At 66.2% G+C, this 23,985-nt stretch carries 20 protein-coding genes; 19 read left to right on the forward strand and 1 reads right to left on the reverse strand.

Annotated features, from left to right (window positions below; genetic code table 11):
- The first annotated feature begins 48 nt into the window (after positions 1-48).
- The 5 genes from MGN01_RS14775 to MGN01_RS14795 are packed head-to-tail and all read left to right on the forward strand — an operon-like array spanning position 49 to position 6,248.
- Positions 49-1,413 (forward strand): 8-oxoguanine deaminase, encoded by a 1,365-nt coding sequence (locus tag MGN01_RS14775; protein WP_147047592.1) that lies wholly within the window; start codon positions 49-51, stop codon positions 1,411-1,413.
- Positions 1,414-3,036 carry an ABC transporter ATP-binding protein gene (locus MGN01_RS14780; protein ID WP_147047593.1) on the forward strand — a complete coding sequence of 541 codons (1,623 nt, stop codon included), beginning with the start codon at positions 1,414-1,416 and terminating at the stop codon, positions 3,034-3,036.
- Between the two features lie 12 nt (positions 3,037-3,048).
- On the forward strand, positions 3,049-4,140 hold the full coding sequence (locus MGN01_RS14785) for an ABC transporter permease (RefSeq protein WP_147047594.1): 1,092 nt from the start codon (positions 3,049-3,051) through the stop codon (positions 4,138-4,140).
- A gap of 36 nt (positions 4,141-4,176) precedes the next feature.
- On the forward strand, positions 4,177-5,103 hold the full coding sequence (locus MGN01_RS14790) for an ABC transporter permease (RefSeq protein WP_147047595.1): 927 nt from the start codon (positions 4,177-4,179) through the stop codon (positions 5,101-5,103).
- Between the two features lie 59 nt (positions 5,104-5,162).
- The gene (locus MGN01_RS14795; protein WP_147047596.1) at positions 5,163-6,248 is read left to right on the forward strand and encodes a BMP family ABC transporter substrate-binding protein; all 1,086 of its coding nucleotides are present in this window, start codon (positions 5,163-5,165) and stop codon (positions 6,246-6,248) included.
- 744 nt (positions 6,249-6,992) lie between these two features.
- On the opposite strand, the gene uraD is transcribed toward MGN01_RS14795, so the two are convergent.
- Complete coding sequence (gene uraD, locus MGN01_RS14810; protein WP_147047599.1) at positions 6,993-7,877, reverse strand: 2-oxo-4-hydroxy-4-carboxy-5-ureidoimidazoline decarboxylase; 885 nt, start codon at positions 7,875-7,877, stop codon at positions 6,993-6,995.
- Positions 7,878-8,198: 321 nt separating this feature from the next.
- Between uraD and MGN01_RS14815 the strand changes: the two genes are divergently transcribed.
- The 14 genes from MGN01_RS14815 to atzF all read left to right on the forward strand — a co-directional run bounded on the left by MGN01_RS14815 (position 8,199) and on the right by atzF (position 23,966).
- Positions 8,199-9,614, forward strand: a complete 1,416-nt coding sequence (locus MGN01_RS14815) for a nucleobase:cation symporter-2 family protein (RefSeq protein ID WP_147047600.1) — start codon at positions 8,199-8,201, stop codon at positions 9,612-9,614.
- A gap of 60 nt (positions 9,615-9,674) precedes the next feature.
- The gene (pucL, locus tag MGN01_RS14820) at positions 9,675-10,514 is read left to right on the forward strand and encodes a factor-independent urate hydroxylase (protein ID WP_147047601.1); all 840 of its coding nucleotides are present in this window, start codon (positions 9,675-9,677) and stop codon (positions 10,512-10,514) included.
- Positions 10,515-10,708: 194 nt separating this feature from the next.
- On the forward strand, positions 10,709-11,623 hold the full coding sequence (locus MGN01_RS14825; protein WP_238258509.1) for a LysR family transcriptional regulator: 915 nt from the start codon (positions 10,709-10,711) through the stop codon (positions 11,621-11,623).
- A 62-nt stretch (positions 11,624-11,685) separates the two neighbouring features.
- On the forward strand, positions 11,686-13,050 hold the full coding sequence (locus tag MGN01_RS14830) for a cytosine deaminase (RefSeq protein ID WP_147047603.1): 1,365 nt from the start codon (positions 11,686-11,688) through the stop codon (positions 13,048-13,050).
- Positions 13,051-13,331: 281 nt separating this feature from the next.
- Positions 13,332-13,592: a hypothetical protein gene (locus tag MGN01_RS14835; RefSeq protein ID WP_147047604.1), complete on the forward strand. Its 261-nt coding sequence runs from the start codon at positions 13,332-13,334 to the stop codon at positions 13,590-13,592.
- A 340-nt stretch (positions 13,593-13,932) separates the two neighbouring features.
- Positions 13,933-15,039: a BMP family ABC transporter substrate-binding protein gene (locus MGN01_RS14840; RefSeq protein ID WP_147047605.1), complete on the forward strand. Its 1,107-nt coding sequence runs from the start codon at positions 13,933-13,935 to the stop codon at positions 15,037-15,039.
- Between the two features lie 67 nt (positions 15,040-15,106).
- Positions 15,107-16,270 carry an ABC transporter permease gene (locus MGN01_RS14845; RefSeq protein WP_147047606.1) on the forward strand — a complete coding sequence of 388 codons (1,164 nt, stop codon included), beginning with the start codon at positions 15,107-15,109 and terminating at the stop codon, positions 16,268-16,270.
- Positions 16,267-17,190 (forward strand): ABC transporter permease, encoded by a 924-nt coding sequence (locus tag MGN01_RS14850; protein WP_147047607.1) that lies wholly within the window; start codon positions 16,267-16,269, stop codon positions 17,188-17,190. Before MGN01_RS14845 ends, MGN01_RS14850 begins: the two co-directional genes overlap by 4 nt.
- Positions 17,191-17,200: 10 nt before the next feature.
- On the forward strand, positions 17,201-18,229 hold the full coding sequence (locus MGN01_RS14855) for a formamidase (protein WP_147047608.1): 1,029 nt from the start codon (positions 17,201-17,203) through the stop codon (positions 18,227-18,229).
- The gene (biuH, locus tag MGN01_RS14860) at positions 18,226-18,942 is read left to right on the forward strand and encodes a biuret amidohydrolase (RefSeq protein WP_170245996.1); all 717 of its coding nucleotides are present in this window, start codon (positions 18,226-18,228) and stop codon (positions 18,940-18,942) included. The genes MGN01_RS14855 and biuH overlap by 4 nt, the downstream gene beginning before the upstream one ends.
- Positions 18,943-19,009: 67 nt before the next feature.
- Positions 19,010-20,503 carry an ABC transporter ATP-binding protein gene (locus tag MGN01_RS14865; protein ID WP_147047691.1) on the forward strand — a complete coding sequence of 498 codons (1,494 nt, stop codon included), beginning with the start codon at positions 19,010-19,012 and terminating at the stop codon, positions 20,501-20,503.
- Between the two features lie 162 nt (positions 20,504-20,665).
- The gene (locus tag MGN01_RS14870) at positions 20,666-20,884 is read left to right on the forward strand and encodes a hypothetical protein (RefSeq protein ID WP_147047609.1); all 219 of its coding nucleotides are present in this window, start codon (positions 20,666-20,668) and stop codon (positions 20,882-20,884) included.
- 136 nt (positions 20,885-21,020) lie between these two features.
- Complete coding sequence (locus tag MGN01_RS14875; protein WP_147047610.1) at positions 21,021-21,989, forward strand: LysR family transcriptional regulator; 969 nt, start codon at positions 21,021-21,023, stop codon at positions 21,987-21,989.
- Positions 21,990-22,163: 174 nt separating this feature from the next.
- Positions 22,164-23,966 (forward strand): allophanate hydrolase, encoded by a 1,803-nt coding sequence (gene atzF / locus MGN01_RS14880; RefSeq protein WP_147047611.1) that lies wholly within the window; start codon positions 22,164-22,166, stop codon positions 23,964-23,966.
- Positions 23,967-23,985 lie beyond the last annotated feature (19 nt).

A 23,985-nucleotide genomic window follows, 5' to 3' on the forward strand; every position in this document is an offset into this window, starting at 1 on the left:
GATATGAGACCCGCGTTGTACCGGGCTGGACACGCGTCAGGAGATCGGATGAGCGAACACAACGCGAAGGGAAGCCGTCTCTGGATCAAGACGCCGCTGGCCATCCTCGCCGAGGGGGCCGGCGGCGGGGTCGTCGTCGAGGGAAGCCGCATCGTTGAACGCGTTGCGGCCAGCGCCAAGCCGTCCAGTTCGGTCGACGAGACCTTCGATGCCTCCCGTCACGTCGTCATCCCTGGTCTCGTCAACACCCATCACCACTTCTTCCAGACACTGACCCGCGCCCATCCGTTGGCGATCAACAAGCCGCTGTTTCCGTGGCTGAAATCCCTCTACTCGGTCTGGCATAGGTTGACCCCGGAGGCCTTCCGCCTCGCCTCACGGCTCGCCTATGCGGAGTTGCTGCTCTCGGGCTGCACCACGGCCGGAGACCATCACTACCTCTTCCCCAAGGGGCTCGAATCCTCGGTCGACATTCAGGTCGAGGAGGCCAAGGCCCTTGGAATCCGAGCCTTCGTGACCCGTGGCTCGATGAGCCTGTCCGAGCGCGATGGCGGCCTGCCGCCGGACACGCTGGTGCAGGACGACGACACCGTGTTGTCCGACAGCGAGCGTGTGCTCTCGCTGTTCCATGATCCCTCACCCGGCGCGATGGTTCAGATCGGGCTCGCGCCCTGCTCGCCGTTCAACGTCACCAAGCGGCTGATGCGGGAAAGCGCGGCATTGGCCGACCGCTACGATTGCCGCCTCCATACCCATCTCGGCGAGACGCTCGACGAGGACGCCTATTGCCTGGAAGCCTTCGGCCAGCGTCCGGTCGACTATCTCGAGGAAGTCGGCTGGATGAACGCGCGGGCCTGGCTCGCGCACGGCATTCACTTCAACGACGAGGAGGTGGTCCGGCTCGGCAAGGCGGGCGTGGGTGTCTGCCATTGCCCGACCTCGAACATGACGCTGGCCTCCGGCTGCTGCCGAACCTGCGAACTCGAAGCCGCCGGCTCGCCCGTGGGCCTCGGTGTCGACGGCTCGGCGTCGAACGACAACTCGAACCTGATGGAGGGCGTGCGCCACGCTCTGATGCTCAACCGGCTGACCTACGGCGCGGAGAAGGTCACGCATCTCGACGCCCTGCGCTGGGCGACGGAGGGGTCCGCCGCCTGCCTCGGCCGCTCCGATATCGGCCGGATCGAGGAGGGCCGCGAGGCGGATCTGGCGCTGTTCACGCTGGACGAGCTGCGTTTTTCTGGCGGGCACGACCCGCTCGCCACCCTGGTGCTTTGCGGTGCCTACCGGGCCGACCGAGTGATGGTCGCCGGGCAATGGCGGGTCATCGACGGGCATCCCATCGGACTGGACACTCGCCGGCTTCGCGAGGAGCATTCCCGGCTGGCGCTCAGCCTGTTCGGAACCTCCTGAATGGACGCTGCCCCGTCGCCCGCCATCGGGATCCCGCGGAACGAGGGGCCGACCCCGCTCTTCGGCGCCTACGGTATCGTCAAGCGCTTCGGCAGCTTCACGGCCAATGACGGCGTCGACCTGGAGATCCGCGCCGGCGAGATTCACGCGCTGCTGGGCGAGAACGGGGCTGGCAAGTCGACCCTGATGAAGATGCTCTACGGCCTGCTGGAGCCGACGGAGGGCGTCATCACCCACAAGGGCGACATCGTGCAGCTTCCGAACCCCGAGGCCGCCCGCCGGCTCGGGATCGGCATGGTGTTTCAGCATTTCTCGCTGTGCGAGAACCTGACCGTCGCCGAGAACATCGCGCTCGTCATGCCGAAGGCGCTCTCCGGCAAGGCGCTCGCGGCGCGGATCGCGAGGCTCGGCGCGGACTATGGACTGCATCTCGATCCGAGCCGGCCGGTCTGGTCGCTCTCGGCGGGCGAGCGCCAGCGCATCGAAATCGTGCGCTGCCTCCTCCAGGATCCGAGCCTCCTGATTCTCGACGAGCCGACCTCCGTCCTGACGCCCGGCGAGGCGGAGGTGCTGTTCACGGTGCTGGAGCGCCTCCGCGAGGAGGGCCGCGCGCTGCTCTACATCTCACACCGCCTCGACGAGGTCCGGCGGCTCTGTGCGCGCGCGACGATCCTGCGCGCCGGCAAGGTGGTGGGCGCCTGCAATCCGCGCGAGGAGACCGCCCGCTCGCTCGCCGCGATGATGGTTGGGACGGCGGTGCGGGAGGTGACGCACCGGAAGCGCGGTACGCCAGGCCGGGAGCGTCTGCGTGTCGATCGCCTCAGCCTCCCTGCCCCTGGTCTGCACGCGACCTCGCTGCGCGATGTGACGTTGAGCGTGGCGGGCGGCGAGATCCTCGGAATCGCCGGGATCGCCGGCAACGGGCAGGCCGAACTCTTCGCTGCCCTATCGGGCGAGATCCGCGCGCCGTCTCCTGAGGCCGTGCGGATCGATGGACAGCCAGTCGGCTCCCTCGGCATCAACGCACGGCGTAGGCTCGGAGCAGGCTTCGTCCCGGAGGAGCGCAACGGCCATGCCGCAGCGCCCCTGATGAGCCTCTCCGAGAACGTCCTTCTGTCGCGCTATGCAACGGTGCCGCTCACCCGGTTCGGCTGTCTCAAGCTCGGTTCCGCTCGCGATCTCGCCAGACGCGTGATCGACGCTTTCGACGTTCGCAAGGCCGGCCCCGACCCGGCGGCCGGCACGCTTTCGGGTGGCAACCTCCAAAAGTTCGTCGTCGGGCGCGAGATTCTGGCGGAGCCGGGTGTCCTGGTCATCAACCAGCCTAGCTGGGGCGTCGATGCGGCTGCCGCCGCGCATATTCGACAGGCAGTCATCGATCTCGCCGCACGTGGCGCCGCCATTCTCGTGATCAGCCAGGATCTCGTCGAGCTGTTCGAGATGGCCGGAAAGCTCTCGGTCCTGAACGATGGAACTCTCTCGCCGGCAGTGCCCTCGGCCGAGACCAGCCGGGAGGCGGTTGGCCTGCTGATGGGCGGTGCGAGCGATCACGGCTCGGCTGGGGGCAGCCTTCCGCCGGTCCATGAGATGGCACCGGTCCCCTTGCCGGCCCACGCGCACTGAGCGATCGCCACCATGCGCCTCGACCTCGTCCCCCGCACCCGCCGTTCCTCGCTCCTCAACCTTCTGTCTCCAGCCCTCGCCTTCGTTGCGGCCGTGCTGATCGGCGGCATCGCCGTGGCGGCGCTCGGCGTCTCGCCGGTGCAGGCCTTCGTCACCTACTTCGTCATGCCGCTGAGCGAGATCTGGTCTCTGCAGGAGATCGCCTTGAAGGCCGCTCCCCTCGCGCTGATCGCGACGGGGCTGGCCTTCTGCTACCGCGCCAATCTCTGGAATATCGGCGCCGAGGGCCAGTTCGTCGTTGGCGGCCTCGCGGGTGGCTGGGTCGGCATCGCCACGCATGGCGCGGAGGGGATGGCGATCTGGATCCTGCCCGTCATGCTGATCGCCGGCACAATGGCCGGCGCCGCCTACGCCCTGATCCCGGCGGTGCTGAAGGTGCGTTTGGGGGTCTCCGAGATCCTGACGAGTCTGATGCTGGTCTACGTTGCCCAGCTGCTGCTCGACTATATGGTCCGCGGCCCGTTGCGCGATCCGGCGGGCTTCAACTTCCCGCAAAGCGTCGGCTTCGATCCCGCTGCCCGCCTGCCCTACCTGATGGAGGGCGAAACGCTGCATATGGGCGTGTTGATCGCGCTGCTCGCCGTGGTGCTCGCGACGATCGTCCTGTCGCGCACCCTGTTCGGTTTCGAGGTGCGCCTCGTCGGCGCCAGCCCGCGCGCGGCCCGTTTCGCCGGCTTCTCCGATGCCCGGCTGACACTCGCGGCCTTCGCGATATCCGGTGGTGCGGCGGGTCTTGCCGGCATCGCCGAGGTCGCCGGCAGGATCGGTCAGCTCCAGCCCGAGATCTCGCCGGGCTACGGCTTCACGGCGATCATCGTGACCTTCCTCGGGCGGCTCTCGCCGCCGGGCATCCTGCTCGCGGCCATCGTCATCGCGCTGACGACAATCGGTGGCGAGGGCGCGCAGATCGATCTGCGGCTGCCGCTCGACCTGACCCGCGCCTTCCAGGGGCTCCTGCTCGGCCTGGTGCTCGGGGCCGACGTGATTGCCCGCTACCATGTGCGGATCGTACCGGGCGGTCCGTCGAGCCGTGCCGTTCCCTGAACGCGACCGCGTGAACAGCCCGCGCCGGAGCCCCTCATGACCCTCGACATCCTCCAGATGGTGCTCGTGACGGTGCTGGCGGCGGCAACGCCCCTGATCCTCGCCGGCATCGGCGAACTCTTGGTCGAGCGATCGGGCGTGCTGAATCTCGGTGTCGAGGGAATGATGATCTTCGGGGCGGCCGTCGGCTTTGCCGTGGCGATGCAGACCGGCTCGACCCTGCTCGGCGCCCTTGGCGGGGCGGGCGCCGGCCTGCTGCTCTCGGCTCTGTTCGGCATCCTGACGGTGGGGCTCGCCGCAAACCAGGTCGCCTCCGGCCTGTCGCTGACCATCCTCGGCCTCGGCCTCTCGGGGCTGGTCGGGGCGAGCTATGTCGGCATGAAGCGCGATCCGGCGCCCCACCTGTCCATTCCCGGGCTGACCGACCTGCCGGGAATCGGCAAGCTGCTCTTTGGCCAGGACGCCTTCGTCTACCTTGCCGTCGGTCTGGTTGCTGCAGTCTGGTGGTTTCTCTGGCGGACGCGAACCGGCCTGATCCTGCGCGCCATCGGTGACGACCACGTGGCGACGCACGCGCTCGGATTGCAGGTCCGCAAGGTCCGCTTCCTCTCCGTGCTGTTCGGCGGCGCCTGCGCTGGGCTCGGCGGTGCCTATCTCTCGCTCGCCTACACGCCGTTTTGGGCGCCCGGGATGACCGCGGGGCGCGGCTGGATTGCGCTGGCGCTCGTGGTCTTCGCGTCCTGGAAGCCGGTGCGGGTCGCGGCCGGCGCGCTGCTTTTTGGCGGCGCGACGGTGCTGCAACTCCACGCCCAGGCCGCGGGCCTCGGCCTGCCGGGTCAGCTCCTTTCGGCCGTGCCCTATCTGGCGACGATCCTGGCCCTCGTCTTGCTCTCCCTCGGGCAGCGCCACGGCGGCTCACTCGCCCCCGCTGCTCTCGGACGGGTGTTTACGCCGAGCCGATGAGCGCAGGCGGCCCGGCACGGGTGCCGCCGCGCGCATAAGGGATCGAAAAGGACATAACGATGCGGGGCAGTTTCAAGAAGTTCGGGGGCGCCCTGTTCGGCGCTGCCCTGGCAATCGGCCAGATGCCGATTACGCCGGCGATCGCGGCCGACAAGCTGAAGGTTGGCTTCGTCTATGTCGGGCCGGTGGCCGATTTCGGCTATTCCTACCAGCATGACCTCAGCCGCAAGGCGCTGCAGGAGGCGCTGCCCGGCCAGGTCGAGACCACCTTCCTCGAGAATGTGCCCGAGGCCGACAGCGAACGCTCCATCGAGAAACTCGCCCGCTCGGGCGCCGGCCTGATCTTCACCACTTCCTTCGGCTTCATGGAGCCGACCCTGAAGGTCGCCAAGAAATTCCCGAAGGTGAAGTTCGAGCACGCCACCGGCTACAAGCGCTCGGACAACGTTTCGACCTACTCGGCCCGCTTCTACGAAGGCCGCTATGTCTGCGGGAAGATCGCCGGCAAGCTCTCGAAGTCCGGCACGGTCGGCTATATCGCCTCCTTCCCGATCCCTGAAGTCGTGAGCGGCATCAACGCGTTCATGCTCGGGGCGCAGTCGGTCAACCCGAACATCAAGATCAAGGTCGTCTGGGTGAATACCTGGTTCGATCCGGGCAAGGAGGCCGAGGCCGCCAAGGCACTCCTGGCGCAGGGCGCCGATATCCTGACCCAGCACACCGACTCCGCGGCTCCGCTGCAGGAGGCCGAAAAGCAGGGCAAGCTCGCCTTCGGACAATCCTCCGACCAGTACCGCTTCGCGCCCAAGGCCCAGCTCACCTCGATCACGGACGACTGGAACGGCTACGTGATCTCCGAGGCCAAAGCCGTCCTCGACGGCACCTGGAAGAGCCATGACACCTGGGGCGGCATCAAGGATGGCATGGTCGTGCTGGCGCCCTTCACCAACATGCCCGACGATGTGAAGGCGATGGCCGAGGAGACCAAGAAGGCGATCGCCGATGGCAAGCTCCACCCCTTCCAGGGACCGGTCTACAAGCAGGACGGCTCGATTGCCGTGAAGGAGGGCGAGAACGCCTCCGATCCGATGATCCTCGGCATGAACTGGTACGTGAAGGGCATCGACGACAAGCTGACCCAATAGGCAGCAGGCCAGCCACCGATGAAAGGAAACCCCGCCGGATCGTCTCCGGCGGGGTTTTTCTTTCACGGTTGTTCGGGTGCCGTTCGATCAGGGGCGCGTGGCGGGCGGCTGGTCCGGCGCCGCGACCGTGCCGGCTGGAGACGGCGGCACGGGTTCGCCGACGCCGCGTGGGGCGGGAATGGCGTCACCGCTGCGGATCGCTTCACGCTCGTTACGCGCCCCGGCGATCCCTTCCGTTCCACCCGGGGCCGTTGCGGGCTCGCTGCCGGCAGGGGCACCGGTCGACTGGGCAAAGGCTGGCAAAGTCGAAGCCATCATCCCGCACGCAAGCATTGCGGCGGATATCATCCTACGCATGATCAAGAACCTTCCATGAGTGCCTAAAATACAGGCAAGTATCTGTGATACTTATGGAAAATCGATCAGCGCCCCGAAATGTTCCCTAATGGCGATGCCGCTTGTGCCGGCGCGCGGCGTGTCGGCGAAGGCCGCCGGGCGCTGTCACCCGGGGCTGTCCCGCAGGCGGAAGCAGGCTCGCCTGAGCCCGCGCGCCCGAGGTCGTGCCGAGCATGCCTCCGCTGAGGACGGCTGCAGCCAGCAACAAGGCCGCGAGCGGAAGGCCGAAGACGATCGACGGGCTTGGGATGCGCATAGGATGGACTTCTCTCTGCTGATCCAAAAAGGGCGCGAGGTTCGCCCCGCATCAGCAACCGCCGTGCCGTAGACGTCAGAACCTCAGGCGTCTCAACTTCCCCGATAGGTCTGGTAGCTCCACGGGGTTGCCACCAACGGCACGTGGAAGTGACCCTCAGGATCGCTGACGCCGAAGCGCAGGGGCACGACATCGAGGAAGGGCGGCTCCGGCAGATCGAGTCCCAGGCGGCGGTAGTGGTCGCCGAGCGCGAAACGCAGCTCGTAGGTCGCGATCGGAACAGGCCGGCCTCCGATCAGCGGCGCATCGGTGCGGCCATCGCTGTTCGTCACGGCTTTGGCGATCAGCATCGTCTCGGTCGGCGAGATGATCTCGTGCAGTTCCAATTCGACTCCGGCGGCAGGTTTTCCGCGGGTAGTGTCGAGGACATGCGTCGAGATCCGGCCGGTCGTCTTGAGGGAGCCCTCCCCTTCGACCAGCGCGTTCAGCCGGATCGCGGCGATCCGCATGACCTCCACCTCGGCCGCTCGCCGCTCGATCTCCGGAGACGAGGCCAGCCGCTTCTCGAAATTCCGGAGGAGCGATGCGCGGCCGTGTCGCTTCACGCAGAGGATGAAGGGGATGCGGAAGGTCTCGCGGTAGCGGGCGTTCATCGCCTCGAAGCGCGCATATTCGGCATCCGACAGCCGATCGAGGCCCGCTGAAGCCTGCTCCGCGACGGAATCGGCAGCGATGCGTCCGGCCCGCGCTGCACGGCCGGCGAGTTCGGGATGTCCGGTCAGGAGAGCGAGGCGGTGCGCCTCGTCGGCAGCCTCGACGGCGGCGCGCATGGCTGCGAACAGCGCCTCGACGCTCGCGAACGGACGGCGCTGCGCGGCGGCCTCCGCGACCCAGGGAGCATGCTCGAAGATCGCGCCGAGTGCCGCGACGAACTCCGAGTCCGATGCCTCGTTCAAGGCGGAGAGCGTCAGGGGCATGATGGGTCCAACGGCGTCCGGAGGCGAGGTTGCGCTGGCCGAGCCGTAGCAGACAACGGGCCAGCGAATGCACTCGAACTGCGGACTTTGACCCTCATCGACACGGTGCGCGGCGATTGAGCAAACGGGAGCGTAGCCGGCAGCATCCACGGCCTGCGCTCGCGGCGATGCCTGATTCAGAGCGGTCTGCGTTCGACGTTTGTGAGCGGACGGCCCGTCCTTGGCGGCATTGAGGGCCGATGGAGCGCTGGCATGTGCCTTGCGCGAGCCGATGCACCCGCCCGCGCCAGGGAGGGCTACGCTCGATAGGGCAACGACCACATGAGCAGTGCCAGCAACCTCGCGCTCGACGGCGGCCTTGCCGAAGGGCGCGACCCGGCTTCGTCGACCCCCACTGCTGCGGCACCCATCAGCCGGGTTCCTCCGGTCGCGCTGGGGCTGCTTGGGCTCCAGCACGTGCTCGTGATGTATGCCGGCGCCGTCGCCGTCCCGCTGATCGTCGGGCGAGCACTGAAGCTGCCTCCCGAACAGGTCGCGATGCTGGTGAGCGCCGACCTCTTCGCGGGAGGGCTTGCAACGCTCGTTCAAAGCTGGGGATTGCCGGGAATCGGAATCCGCATGCCGGTGATGATGGGCGTCACCTTCGCCGCCGTCACCCCGATGGTCGCGATGGGGACGAATCCGGAGATCGGGCTGACGGGCATCTACGGCGCGGTGATGGCGGCTGGTCTGTTCGCCTTTCTCGTCGCCCCGCTCGTCGGCCGCCTGCTTCCTCTGTTCCCGCCCGTGGTCACCGGCACCATCATCCTCGTGATCGGCATCTCGCTGATGCGTGTCGGCGTGAACTGGGCAGCGGGAGGCGTGGGGAATCCGAATTACGGCGCACTGATCTATCTTGGCATAGCAGCCTTCGTGCTCTGCCTGATCCTGGCGATCACGCGCTACACGACCGGCTTTATCAACTCAGCCTCCGTGCTGATCGGCATCGTTGTCGGAACGGTCTTGGCGGCACTGCTCGGTCTTGTCGATGCGAGCCATGTTGCGACGGCGGCCTGGTTCGACATCGTGCGCCCCTTCGCCTTCGGTTTTCCGACCTTCGATCTCGTCTCGATCGTCACGCTCTGCATCGTGATGATCGTGGTGATGATCGAATCGACCGGCATGTTCCTCGCTCTCGCGGAGATCTGCGCCGATCCGGTCGACGAGCAGCGATTGACCCGCGGTCTGCGCGGCGATGGGCTCGGCACCCTGATCGGAGGCCTGTTCAACACCTTCCCCTACACGTCGTTCTCGCAGAACGTCGGCCTCGTCGGCGTGACCGGAGTCAGGACGCGCTACGTCGCCGTGATCGGCGGCGTCATCATGCTGGGGCTGGGCCTCATCCCGAAGCTCGCAGCCCTGGTCGAAGCCGTTCCGCAATGCGTGCTCGGCGGAGCCGGGCTGGTGATGTTCGGCATGGTCGGCGCGACCGGGGCACGCATCCTCGGCTCGGTCGATTTTGCGAAAAACCGCAACAACCTGTTCATCGTGGCCGTCTCGGTGGGCTTCGGGATGATCCCGCTCGTCGCGCCTACCTTCTTCAAGCAGATGCCGCATGCGCTGCATCCGCTGCTCGAATCCGGCATCCTCCTGTGTGCGATCTCGGCCGTGGTGCTGAACCTGTTCTTCAATGGCCTCACAAGCAGCACGGATCCGCGCGAGGCCGCGAAGGTTCAGGCAGTCTCTTCCGGGCACTGACCCGACCAGCGCTTCATGGCCTCATCGCACTTTCGAACAATCCGACCATCGGAGCCGACAATGCCCCTCACCGCTTCGAGATACGGCAAGGGCCGCGTCCGCGTGATGCGGCTCACCCGCGATGGGAACCATCACACGCCCCGCGAGATGAATCTCTCAGTGCTGATGAAGGGCGCGTTCGACGAGGCCTGGACCAGCGCGAACAACAAGGCCTGCGTCGCCACTGACAGCGTGAAGAACATCTGCAACGTTGTCGCCGCCCAGAACCTCTCCCTCGACAAGGAGCAGTTCGCCGAAGCGATCGCCGAAACCTTTCTCAGGACCTATCCGCAGATCGAAGAGCTCGAGATCGAGGGAAAGGAGACCCGCTGGCTCAGGCAATCCATCGCGGGCAGCCCGCATGGACACGTCTTCACGCTCGACGGGAACGGCTTCGGCTACGTCAAGCTCGTCGCGAGCCGAGGGAGGGCCATCCTTCAATCGGGTCTGCGCGGCTTCACCTTCATGAAGACGACCCAATCCGGCTGGGTCGATTTCGTGGATGACCAGTATCGCACGCTGCCGGATGCGAGCGACCGGATCGCCGCGACGGCGATGGATGCGACCTGGACCTGGACGTCCTCTCCGGAGGACTACGCGGCAACCAACGAAAGCGTTCTGGGGACGCTGATCGAGGTGTTTGGAACGACGTATTCCTACAGCGTTCAGGACAGCATGTACCGGATGGGCGAGGCCGTGCTCGCGGCAATCCCCGAAATCGCCGACATCCGATTCGCGATGCCGAACAAGCATTACATTCCGATCAACCTGGCACCATTCGGCCTCGATAATCCGGGAACGGTGTTCCTGCCGACCGACGAGCCGCACGGCCAGATCGAAGCGACGATCTCGCGCGGCTGATCCGTTCCTCCTGATGCTGGCCTCTGAAGGGTCTGTCGGCGCGGTTGAGCGGGCCGATGAGACCTCCTGAGATCGTTCTCTCGCCGATACGGGCGGGAGCGCTTTCTGCTGGAGAAAAATCAGGCCCGGGCGGTCCCGGCACTGCAACTGGCAAGGTCCCTGCGTGTCTGTGTATACACCGGGGAAGCAGGCCGTTGGGTCCGACACTTCATCATCGTCTCCTGACCTATCTCGACGAGGTCGCGCGCAGCGGTTCGATCCGAAGCGCCGCGAGCCGCCTCAATGTCGCTTCGAGTGCGATCAACCGGCAGATCCTCGCCCTTGAGGAGCAGATGGGGACGCCGCTCTTCGAGCGGCTGCATCGGGGGCTGCGTCTGACCGCTGCCGGCGAGATCCTGATCCGGCACGTGCGCGACACGCTGAGAGAGCACGATCGCATGCTGGCGCAGGTCACCTCGCTCAAGGGCCTGTCCCGCGGCGAGGTGACGATCGCGACGATGGCGAGCCTCGCGGCCGGGGTGCTCGCCGGCGTGATCCGCGAGTTTCGTGAGACGAGCCCGGGGATCGTGGTGAAGGTTCGCGTCCTGCCGGGAAGCGACATCGTCGACGCGCTGCTCGCCGGCGAGGTGGATCTCGCGCTCGGCTACAAGCTGCCGGCAAACCCTCGCCTTCACTGCATCGCGGAATTCGAGCACCGGCTCGGAGCCGTCACCGCGCCCGATCATCCCCTGAGCGGCCGCTACCACGTGCGCCTGGGCGATTGCCTGTCCTATCCGCTCGTCGTCGCGGATCACTCGCTGACCCTGCGTGGCGTGATCGAATCGCTGACGCCCGACAGGATGAGCTTCGAGCCGGTCGTCGAGACCAATTCGATCGAGCTGATGAAACGGCTCGCCCAGACGCCGCCGCATGTGACGTTCCTGAACCTGGCGGATGTCGGCGAGGAGATGCGCCGCGGCGTTCTCGCCTTCACGCCGCTCTCCGATGCCCGCGCGATCACGCAGACGGCCTCGCTCGTCCAACGGTCGCGCACGGCGCTCGACGGCGCGGCGCATCTTCTCGCGACCCGCATCGAGGCGGCCTTCGAACGGCATAGCGCCGTCGATTGAGCGCGAGGCGGCCGCGCTGCTTCACGGCCCCCCCTTCCCGACCGACCTACCGAAAGTCGACCATGACCAAACCTGATATCACGCTGCCCGATACACGGGCTTTCGTCCTGCGCAACGCGCGTGTCCCGTCGGTCTTCCTGACGGATGGCGTGACGGCGGGAGCCACGCGCGATGCGGACGGTTCGCCGCTCCTCGACATCGTGGTGGAAGACGGCCGTTTCACCGGCTTGCGGCCGGCTGGCCAGGGCCCGTCCGAGCTTCCTGCCTTCGACCTCGCCGGGCGGCAGGCCTGGCCGCGCCTCGTCGATGTCCATGCCCATCTCGACAAGGGGCATACGGTCGCTCGTACGGCCAACCCGGATGGTGACTTCCTGGGCGCACGTGCGGCGACCACGGAAGACCGGCTGCGCTACTGGGACGGGGAGGATATTCGCCGGCGCCTGGCCTTCAGTCTGGCCTGCGCCGAGGCACATGGTGTCGGGGCGATCCGCACGCATCTCGACAGCCACGAGGAGACGGCTCAGCGCGATCAGGCCGCAACATCCTGGGCGGTCTTTCGCGAGATGCGCGATGCCTGGGCGGGGCGGGTCACGCTGCAGGGCGTGGGGCTGGTTGCCATCGAGGCCTATGGCGATGATTACGGGCGACGTCTCGCCGACATCGTCGCCGAATCTGGGGGCTTGCTCGGGGGCGGCCTGCGCCCGACGGCCATTCTGCAAGGCTCGGCCCTGTCCGAGATGAACGACCTTCTCGACCGCCTGTTCGGTCTCGCCAGGGAGCGCGACCTCGACGTCGACCTCCATGTCGACGAGATCGACGATCCCGTCGCGGCCTCGCTTGACGTGATTGCACGCGCCACGGTGCGGAACGGCTACGAGGGGCGCGTCACCTGCGGGCATTGCTGCAGCCTCGCCCTGCAACCGGCCGATCAGGCCGCGGCAACGATCGCGCGTGTCGCGAAGGCGGGCATCAGCATCGTCACGCTCCCCACGGTGAACATGTACCTCCAGGATCGCCAATGGGAGCGCACGCCGCGCTGGCGCGGTGTCGCGCCGGTCAAGGAGCTTGCGGCCGCCGGTGTCCCCTTCGCGATTGCCGGCGACAATTGCCGGGATGGCTTCTACGCCTATGGCGATCACGACATGCTCGACACCTTCCGGGCCGGCGTCCGCATCCTGCATCTCGACCATCCGTTGCAGCAGGCGCCGAGCCATGTCGGCCCGATCCCGGCTGCAATCATGGGGCTGGAGCATACGGGCCAGATCCGGGAAGGCGGATCGGCCGACCTGATCCTGCTGCCGGCCCGCAGCCTCAACGAGGTCGTCGCGCGCCCGCACGCCGACAGAATCGTGCTGAGGGCGGGCCGCCGGATCACGACAAAGGTGCCGCGTTACGAGGAGCTTACCGGGGAAATGTCGCCCTGGTAGCGCGCTGACGCGTGCGGAAGAGCACGCTTCGCGAAAGAAACGTGCCACGTGGCGTGCTTTGTCGAAAAACGCGCCACGATCTCATAACCCCTTGTTTCATTTCATGTATTGTTCGAGCATGCTGCAGCACTCGATCACGACGGCGCTCGCCTGCACGAAGTATGTGCATGGAAACAATGCAGTTTCTGTTGCTTAGAGTGGCACCGCTGCACAAATTTCGGGAACTCGGCCAACGTTAGCCGCTTTGTTGGTGGCTTCGATCCGGACCTGGAAAGACGATCATGACCACTCGCATTCTCGCTGGCGCCGTACTCGGCCTGCTCGTGTCCACCACGGCCTTCGCTCAGAGCTATACGGCGCCTGCCGGCATCCCTACCGCAACCGCCCCCGGCGGCCTCGAAGGTCGTGGCGGCAACTTCTACGCGACCGGTTCCAACTATGGCGTCCGCGGCGATGCCGCCCGCGGCTACTCGGCGGATGACGCACTTTCGACCGGCTCGATCCGCAACACCCGCGGCAGCCGTTCGGGCGCTTCGCGCTAAGCGATCCGATCACCGGTCCTGGCTGGATAAGAGGCCCGGAAGCTTCGGCTCCGGGCTTCTTTCATGTCCGCAGCTCCGGGGCTGTGCATACACGGATGTCGTTCGATCGCGCAGAATCACGATGCCCTGCCGCCTCTTCCTTTGGCGTCGAGCGCGCGGATGTGCTGCTGCTTCAGCGTGCATACACAGACGTATTTTTAGGCCGAACGGGCTGTACCCACAGGTCCACAGAGCGCAATTCGCCTGTGTCAAATGCCGAAATTCTCGGCTTCGTCGTGTGATAGGCCAAGCCTAGACTTCGCTCCCGTCAATCGATCGGGTTGAGACGGAGCATATCACAGTGGCGGATCGGTCGCTTTCGCGCAGACACCTCCTCGGAGGCGCAGCCGCACTTGCCGCGAGCGGGCTTCCGCTCCGCAGCGCCCGGGCAGCTGGATCGCTGACCGTGGGTGTCATCTATGTCGGCCCGAAGGACGACTACGGATACAACCAGGCGCATGCCGAGGCGGCCAAGGCCCTCAAGGCCATGAGCGGCGTCGAAGTCACCGAAGAAGAGCGTGTGCCCGAGACCAACGCCGTCGAGAAGACCATGGAGAGCATGATCAATCTCGACGGGGCGACGCTGCTGCTTCCGACGTCGTTCGGCTATTACAACCCCTACCTTCTGTCCGAGGCCAAGAAGAACCCGAAGATCCAGTTCCGCCATTGCGGTGGGTTGTGGACCGACAAGGACCCGAAGAACGCAGGTTCCTATTTCGGCTATATTGCCCAGGGTCAGTATCTGAACGGCATCACCGCCGCATATGCCTCGAAATCGAAAAAGATCGGCTTCGTCGCTGCTAAGCCGATCCCGCAGGTTCTCAACAACATCAACGCGTTCCTGCTTGGGGCGCAAAGTGTCGATCCGAACATCACCTGCCAGGTCATCTTCACGGGTGAATGGTCGCTGGCAGTGAAGGAGGCAGAGGCTACCAACGCGCTCATCGACGGCGGCGCCGATGTCGTGACCTGCCACGTCGACAGCCCGAAGGTCGTGGTCGAGACGGCAGCCCGTCGTGGCGCCTTCGTCTGCGGTTACCATGTCGATCAGTCGCCGCTGGCACCGCAGAAATATCTCACCGGCGCCGAATGGAACTGGCTGCCGATCTACAAGAGCTTTGCCGAGGCGATGCTGGCCGGCAAGGTTCCGGAGCACTTCGTACGTGGCGGCCTGTCGGACGGCTACGTCAAGATGAGCCCTTATGGACCCGGCGTCAGCGACGCTGCCCGCAAGAACGCCGACGCGGTGAAGGCCGAGATGCTCAAGGGCGGCTTCCAGATCATCAAGGGGCCGCTCAAGGACAATGCGGGCAAGGAGATCCTCCCCTCCGGAAAGGCCTATGCAGAGAAGGCGGTGGAACTCGAGAGCACGAATTACCTCGTCTCCGGTGTGAAGGGTTCGGTCTGAGAGAGGCGGTTGGCACAGTTTCTGCCGCCGATCCGAAATCGGACGTGAGCCCTGAAGGGAGATAGACGTGGTTGCCGATGCCGCTCCATCGCAGCTGGCTGCCGCACCGTCGCGCGCGCCGGTGGGCCTCCAGATTCGAGCCTGGCTGGCCCGCCGCGCGGAATCCATCGCGATTCCCGTCGCGGCGGCCTTAGCTGGCTTTGCGCTGTTCGGGCTATTCCTGGCCTGCCTCGGCAAGTCCCCGTTCCAGCTCATCGACATCGTCTATCGAGGCGGCTTCGGGTCGTCCTTTGCCCTGGGCAACAGTCTCCAGCGGGCTGCACCCCTGCTCTTCGCAGCGCTCTGCGTCGCGTTGCCGGCGAGGCTCGGTCTCGTCGTCATCGGTGGTGAGGGTGCGATCATTCTCGGGGGTATCGCTGCAGCCGCTGCAGCACAGCCCCTCGCCTCTCTGCCAGCCGCGCTCGCCATTCCCCTGATGGCCTGTGCGGCGGCGGTCGTCGGAGCCGTCTGGATCGGCGCCGTCGGCTGGCTCCAGGCCTATCGGGGCGTCAACGCGACGATCTCCAGCCTGCTTCTGTCCTACATCGCGATCGCCATCTCGAACCATCTGATCGAGGGGCCGCTGCGCGATCCGACCAGCCTCAACAAGCCCTCGACGCTGCCGATCGGCGATGCCTTCATGCTGTCGCCGATGCCCTGGATTGGTGTGCATTGGGGGCTCGGCTGCGGGGTCGTCGCCTGTATCGTCGCCTACGTGCTGATGGACCGCACGACGCTCGGCTTCGCCGCGCGGATCGCCGGCGGCAATGTGCGGGCCGCGCAGATTCAGGGATTGCCGGTCGGCCGTCTCATCGTCGGCTTCACGGCCCTGGGCGGGGCCTTCGCCGCGCTTGCCGGCTTCTTCGAGGTGGTTGCCGTACAGGGCACCGCCAACGGCACCCTGGCGGCCGGCTACGGCTATACCGGCATCCTCGTCGCGTTCCTGGGCCGCCAGAACCCCCTCGCGATCGTGCCCGTGGCCGTCCTCCTCGGCGGGATCGAGGCGAGCTCCGGCTTGATCCAACGACGGATGCAGCTGCCGGACGCGACGGTGCTGGTGTTCGAGGGCCTGCTCTTCCTCGTCGTGCTTCTGAGCGAGACGCTTTACGGCCGCTTCAAGATCTTCAGCCCGCATCTGTGGGCTGAGAAGCGCGAGACGGCATCCGCGTCTGCGGTATCGGTGGCGGCATGAGCGACGGTCTCGGTATCTGGACAGTGCTGCTCGCGGTGGTCGGCGGCGCGATCCGCGTTTCGACCCCCTTTCTCTTCGTCAGCCTGGGTGAGACCATCACCGAGCGATCGGGCCGGATCAACCTCGGGCTCGAAGGCACTCTCGTCTTCGGGGCGATGTCAGCCTATGCGACCGCCGTGATGTCGGGCTCGCCCTGGGCCGGCGTTGCGGTGGCCGGCCTTGCCGGTGGCGCCTTCGGTCTCCTGCACGGCTATGTCTGCCAGCTGCCCCGCGTGAACGACGTCGCCATCGGCATCGCGCTGATGCTGTTCGGTTCCGGCCTCGCCTTCTTCCTCGGCAAGCCCTTTATCCAGCCCTCGGCGCCCCCGCTCCCGGCGATCCCGTTCGGCTTCTGGTCGGATCTGCCGCAGGTCCAGGCCGCCCTTCGCGTCAACGTCCTGTTCCTCGTAGGCGCGGCGCTGTCTGTCTTCCTGTGGTGGGCATTCCGGAACACCAAGGCTGGTCTGATCGTCCGCGTCGCCGGCGACAGCGCGGATGCGGCCCGCGCCATGGGCTACGACGTCGACCGCATTCGCCTCTACGCCACGGGCGCCGGTGGTGTGCTCGCGGGGATCGGGGGCGCCTATCTCTCGCTCTACTATCCGGGCTCCTGGAACGAGGGCATCTCCTCTGGACAGGGCCTGATGGCGGTGGCGCTCGTGATCTTCGCCCGCTGGAACCCCCTCGCCTGCTTCGGCGCGGCTTTGCTCTTCGGCGGCGCCGGCGCCCTCGGGCCTGCGCTGCAATCGGTCGGCGTCTCGCAGGGGTACTACCTCTACTACGCGGCGCCCTACGTTCTCACCCTCGCCCTTCTGATCTTAACGTCGTCGCCCAATCGGGCGCTCGCCGGAGCGCCGGGCGAATTGTCCCTTTCGAAATGAGGAGCCCGGAATGAACGGCCTCGGAGGTCTCAACAAATCGCCGAACGGCGTCGTCATCGGCCTCGTTCAGCTGCAACTGCCGACCGTCGTGACGAAGGCCGATCTCGAGGCGCAGACGGCTCGGATCGTCTCGCTCGTGGCCAAGGCGCGCGCCAATCTCGGCACGATGGACCTCGTCGTCTTCCCCGAATACGCGCTGCACGGCCTGTCGATGGACACCAATCCGGAGATCATGTGCCGCCTCGATGGTCCCGAAGTCGCGGCGTTCAAGAAGGCCTGCATCGACAACAAGATCTGGGGCTGCTTCTCCATCATGGAGTACAATCCCAACGGCTATCCCTACAATTCCGGCATCATCATCGACGACCAGGGTGAGCTGAAGCTCTACTATCGCAAGATGCACCCCTGGGTGCCGGTCGAGCCATGGGAGCCCGGCAATCTCGGCATTCCGGTGATCGAGGGCCCGAAGGGGGCCAAGATCGCCCTCATCATCTGCCACGACGGCATGTTCCCGGAGATGGCGCGCGAATGCGCCTACAAGGGCGCCGAGATCATGATCCGCACGGCCGGATACACCGCGCCGATCCGCCAGTCCTGGCGCTTCACCAACCAGTCGAACGCCTTCTGCAACCTGATGGTGACCGCCAATGTCTGCATGTGCGGCTCGGACGGCAGCTTCGACTCCATGGGCGAAGGCATGATCGTCAACTTCGACGGCACGGTCACCGCCCATGGCACGACCGGACGCGTCGACGAGATCATCACCGCCGAGGTTCGGCCCGACCTCGTGCGCGAGGCGCGCATCCATTGGGGTGTCGAGAACAACATCTATCAGTTCGGCCACCGCGGCTACACGGCGGTGAAGGGCGGCGCCGGGGACTGCCCCTACACCTACATGCAGGATCTCGCGGCCGGCCAATACAAGCTGCCCTGGGAAGCCGAGGTGAAGGTCGTCGACGGCACGAGCTGCGGCTTTCCCGCGCCGACGCGCTCCTTCGGTGAAGCCAAGGCGGCGGATACGCGCGAGGCTGCAGAGTGAGCCTCGCGGCCTTCCCCGAGGCCGTGCCGGCGAGCGGTACCTTCGCCGAGGCACAGCCCTATCCCTGGCCCTATGACGGTGACTTGCGCCCCGACAACACGGCTCTGGTCATCATCGACATGCAGACCGATTTCTGCGGCGTCGGCGGTTATGTCGACGCCATGGGCTACGACATTGCCCTGACACGGGCGCCGATCGGACCGATCGGCCAGCTGCTCGCGGCGGCACGCAAGCACGGCTACCACGTCATCCATACCCGTGAGGGCCACCGCCCCGATCTCGCCGACCTTCCCGCCAACAAGCAGTGGCGCTCGCGCCGGATCGGCGCTGGCATCGGTGATCCCGGCCCCTGCGGACGCGTTCTCGTGCGCGGCGAGCCGGGCTGGGAGATCATCCCGGAACTGGCGCCGCTGCCGGGCGAGCCGGTCATCGACAAGCCCGGCAAGGGCTCCTTCTGCGCGACCGATCTGGAGTTGATCCTGAACCAGCGGGGCATCCGCAACCTGATCCTCACGGGGATCACCACGGATGTCTGCGTTCACACCACGATGCGCGAGGCCAATGATCGCGGCTTCGAATGCGTGATCATCTCGGACGGTACGGCTGCGACCGATCCCGGCAACCACGAGGCCGCGCTCAAGATGGTGACGATGCAGGGCGGCGTCTTCGGGGCAGTCGCCTGCTCCGACGCGCTCCTTCGGGTCATGGAGTGAACTCGTGGTGTTGATCCCGGCGCCTCCGCAGATTCCCGACGGTGCCATCGGCGTCGAGACCATCGGCATGACCAAGCGCTTCGGCGCTTTCACGGCGCTCGAAGACGTTTCCATGACGATCGCCGCGGGTGGATTTCACGCGCTGCTCGGCGAGAACGGCGCGGGCAAGTCCACGCTGGTGAAATGCGTGATGGGCTTCTACGCGCCGACGTCTGGCCATGTGCTGGTCGGTGGCCGTGAAGCCGAGATCACCAATCCGAAGGGCGCGCAGGCGCGTGGGCTCGGCATGGTCTACCAGCATTTCACGCTGGTGCCGTCGCTGACGGGAGCCGAGAACCTCGTCATCGCCCGTTCCGACGCGCCGGCGGTGATCAACTGGGCCTCCGAACGCGCCGCGCTGTCGGATTTCATGAGCGGCATGCCGTTCAAGCTGAACCTCGACCGGCCGGTCGCGGAACTCGCTGCGGGCGAGAAGCAGAAGCTCGAAATCGTCAAGCAGCTCTACCTGAAGGCGCGCTTCCTTATTCTCGACGAGCCCACCTCCGTGCTGACGCCAGCCGAGGCCGAGGAGGTGCTCGGGCTGCTGCGCGCCATGACCGATCGTGGCGACCTCACCGTGCTGATGATCAGTCACAAGTTTCGCGAGGTCGAAGCCTTCGCCCGCACGTTGAGCGTTCTGCGGCGGGGCAGGCTCGTCGGTGGCGGTGCCGTGGGTGAGCTCTCGCGCGACGATATGGCGTCCATGATGATCGGCGAACGCGCGATCCGCACGGTTGCCGCCCGCATCGGCGAACCGGATCCATCGAACGAGATCCTCAGGATCGAGGGCGTCACCGCGCGGGACGTTTCGGGTCTGCGCGAGATCGCGATCGAGGATCTGCGCGTGCGCGCCCGGGAGATCGTCGGGATCGCCGGTGTTTCGGGCAACGGCCAGAAGGAGCTCGCCGACGTGCTCGGCGGCCAGATCCGGGCCACAGGCGGCCGCGTGATCGTCGAGGGCGAGGTCTATTCGGGCAAGCGTGCCGAAAGCCGAGCCCACCGCGTGCGCTTCATCCCCGAGGAGCCTCTGCGCAACGCGTGTGCGCCGCGCATGTCGGTTGCCGAGAATCTCGCCTTCCGCGCCTTCGACAGGCGCGGCGACGATCCGGACAAGCCGCCAACACTCTGGCTGAACAAGGGTGCGATGGGCCGCCGCGCCAAGGATCTGATCGCGCGGTTCAAGGTGAAGACCGCCTCGTCCGAGGCTCCGATCGCGACCCTGTCCGGCGGCAATGTCCAGCGGGCCGTGCTGGCGCGCGAGCTCACTGATCCGGTCGACCTGCTGATCGTGGTCAATCCTTGCTTTGGGCTCGACTTTGCTGCGGTTTCGGAGATCCGAAACCGGATCGTCGCCGCGAGGAATGCTGGCGCCGCCGTTCTGCTGATCAGCGAAGATCTCGACGAGATCCTGGAGCTCTCGGATCGGATCGTGGTGATGTCGGAGGGGCGTCTCGTCTACGAGACGCCAGGAGCATCTGCCGAAGTTGGTGTCATCGGACAACACATGGCAGGGCATCACTAGAGCCGGTACCTGCGTCTCTCCTGTCGGACGGGCGCCAGCTTTTCGAGTTTCTCGAACGATTCCTTCGATCTTATTCGGGTTTTCGCGAGGGCCGATCGGGACGATCTTAGCTTCATCAGATGGCGGCAACGGGCCGTCACCACCGTTCCGATGGAGCCGATCATGTCCCGCCTTCTTGCCGCTTCCGCTCTCGTCTTGACCCTCGCTGCCGGTTCGGCCCAGGCGCAGAGCTACACCGCTCCGGCCGGCATCCCCGCTGCCGCGGCTCCGGGCAATTCCGACGCCGTCCGTGGCTGGAGCCGCAACGCGTCCGGCACCTTCGACGGCCTGACCACGGGCTCGGTCTCGCAGCAGCGTCAGGGCCGGTCCTCGAACCGTTGATCCCAGCCGATCATTGCAGACCGTTTCAGAGCCGGCCCCGAAACTGGGGCCGGCTTCGTTGTGTCAGGCCACCGGCTTCAGCCTTGCTTCCAGATTCCTCGACGTGCTCTGCCGCGCGTCGTTCGAGGAATTCGGCATGCAGGGCCCCGGGACACCGACATTCGATCAGTTGCGCGTCTTCCTGACCGTCGTCGAAACCGGGAGCTTTGCCGCAGCCGGTCGCCGTCTCAACCGCGCGACCTCGGTGATCAGCTATGCGATCGCGAATCTCGAGCTTCAGCTCGGCCTTCCGTTGTTCGATCGGAACTCGACGAGAAAACCGCAACTGACGGAAGCCGGGCGAGCCGTTCTCGGAGAAGCGCGAACGGTGGCACACAGCCTCGATGCGCTGCGCGCCAAGGTCGGCGGGATGCTGGGAGGCCTCGAATCCGAAGTCAGCCTCGTCGTCAGCGTCCTGCTGTCCGGCGCCAGGCTCGTCGACGTGCTGACCGCCTTCGAGCATGAATTCCCCAGCGTCGCGCTGCGGTTGAACGTCGAAGCCTTGGGCGCCATCCAGCAACACGTGGTCAGCAAGGCTGCGATGATCGGGATCAGCGTCGAACTCTGGGACGACGGCAGCAGCCCGCTCGAACATACCGCTATCGGGCATGTCGAGATGCTGCCTGTTGCGGCCCCCTCGCATCCCCTCGCCTCCGCCTCCGGGGTCAAGCCGGGCCTGGCCAGGGAGCATATCCAGCTCGTCATCGCGGATCGCTCGCCGCTGTCGAAGGGCCAGGAGTTCGGCGTGGTCGCCACGCGAACCTGGCGCCTTTCGGATCTCAGCTCGAAGCACACGCTGCTTCTCGCGGGAATCGGGTGGGGCAGCATGCCTGCGCACATGGTCGAGGCCGATCTCGCTGCCGGCCGCCTCGTCGAACTGCATGTTCCCGAAGCTACGCATCGCACGCTCCCACTCACGGCGATCTACCGAACCGACACGCCGCCCGGCCCGGCCGGACGTTGGCTGATCAACCGCTTCGTCGAACAGGTGGACGGGGGCAGTCTCGGCCAGACCATCGACGGAGCGAAGCCTTCGAGACGGCCTGCAGTGGCTGTAGCTGGATGATCGAGCGAGGCCGGTGTCTCTTCTCGTGACGCCGATGGAGATGGTCACCGTTCACGCTGGCAGCCCGCTTGCTCTGAAACAGGTGGAACATGCAGCCAGCCGGAAAGCTGCCGGTTCAGAGTGCCATTCGTGTATACAAAACGGGCACATCTGTCTCTCGAGGAGCACAACGCTTTGCGTGATACGTTACCTGCAGTCCTGACGCTCGCGAGTCTGCGAGAGGCTTACAGGGCTGGAACTCTGACGCCTGTCGACGTGATGGCGATCGTCGCCGATCGCATGGCGACATCGCAGGATCCGGCGATTTTCATCACCAGCGTTGCTCGGGACGAGTTGATCGCGGCCGCGCGCAGCCTGATGGAGAGGCATCCCCAGCCGAACTCGCTCCCGCTCTGGGGCGTGCCCTTCGCCGTGAAGGACAACATCGACGTTGCTGGCTTGCCGACCACGGCAGCCTGTCCCGCCTTTGCATACACAGCGTCCATCAATGCTCATGTCGTGGCCAAGCTCAAGGCAGCCGGCGCGCTGGTGACGGGGAAGACCAATCTCGATCAGTTCGCGACCGGCCTGAACGGGACGCGTTCGCCCTATGGTGAGCCGCGCAGCGTCTTCGATGCGGTCTACATTTCCGGAGGGTCCAGCTCGGGATCGGCCGTTGCCGTCGGTGCCGGGCTCGCGGCCTTCGCCCTCGGTACCGACACCGCCGGTTCGGGCCGGGTGCCGGCAGCCTTCAACAATCTCGTCGGCATCAAGCCGACACCGGGATTGCTCAGCACCAGCGGTCTGGTTCCGGCCTGCCGCAGCGTGGATTGCATCACCGTCTTCGCGACCAGCGTTGCGGACGGACTCGCCGTCCGCCATGTCGCGGAAGGGTTCGATGCGGCCGATGGCTATTCCAGACGGATCGGCAGCGTCCCGCTCCCGGCCAAGCCGCGCTTCGGCATTCTCTCCTCGGCCGACCGCGAGTTCTTCGGTGATGATGAAACCGAGCGCCTCTACGATGCCGCTGTCGCGCGGCTGGAGGCACTGGGGGCGCAACCGGTCGTCTTCGACTACGCGCCGTTCCGTGAGATCGCGGAGCTGCTCTACGGAGGTCCTTGGGTTGCCGAACGCCGCGCGGCCGTCGGATCGTTCATCGACACGAATGCCGACGATTTCGATCCGAGCGTGCGCGGCATCATTGAATCCGCGAGCCGGTTCAGCGCGGTCGATGCCTTCAACGGACAATACGCCTTCGAGGCGCTGAAGCGCCGCACGGAGGCCACCTGGGCCAACGTCGATCTTCTGCTGCTCCCGACCGCGCCAACGACCTATACCGTCGCGCAGATGAAGGCCGATCCGATCACGCTGAACAGCCGGCTCGGCCTCTATACCAACTTCACGAACCTGCTCGGCCTGGCGGCCATCGCCGTTCCGGCCGGTTTCCGCACCGACGGGCTGCCGGCGGGTGTGACGCTGATCGGCCCGGGCGGCAGCGACGATGCGCTGGCGCCGCTCGCGGACGCCTTACATCGCGGCGCGGAGTGCGGGATGGGCGTGGCGCGCACCGCCAGACTTCCCGAGGGGCCGCTTGCCGGCCCGGATTCCGGGGATCGGATCCCGGTGGCGGTGGTTGGAGCGCATCTATCCGGCTTTCCCTTGAACGGTCAGCTCCTCGATCTCGGAGGGCAGCTGATGCGATCCACCCGTACGGCGGCTGAGTACCGGCTCTACGTTCTGCCGGATACCGATCCTGCAAAGCCGGGCCTGCAGCGTGATCCAGGCTTTTCGGGACCTGGTATCGAAGTCGAGATCTGGTCTTTGCCCACGGCCGCATTCGGGCGTTTCGTCGCCGGCATTCCCGCCCCGCTCGGCATCGGTCGCGTCCGGCTCGCGGACGGAACCGATGTGGCGGGCTTCCTCGGCGAGGCCTACGCGCTGGCCGGTGCGGAAGAGATCACGCAGCACGGCGGCTGGCGGAGCTATTGCGCTGCCTAGCCGTGCACTGCCTCCTCAC

Source organism: Methylobacterium gnaphalii (assembly GCF_007992215.1).
Classification (GTDB): Bacteria; Pseudomonadota; Alphaproteobacteria; order Rhizobiales; family Beijerinckiaceae; genus Methylobacterium; species Methylobacterium gnaphalii.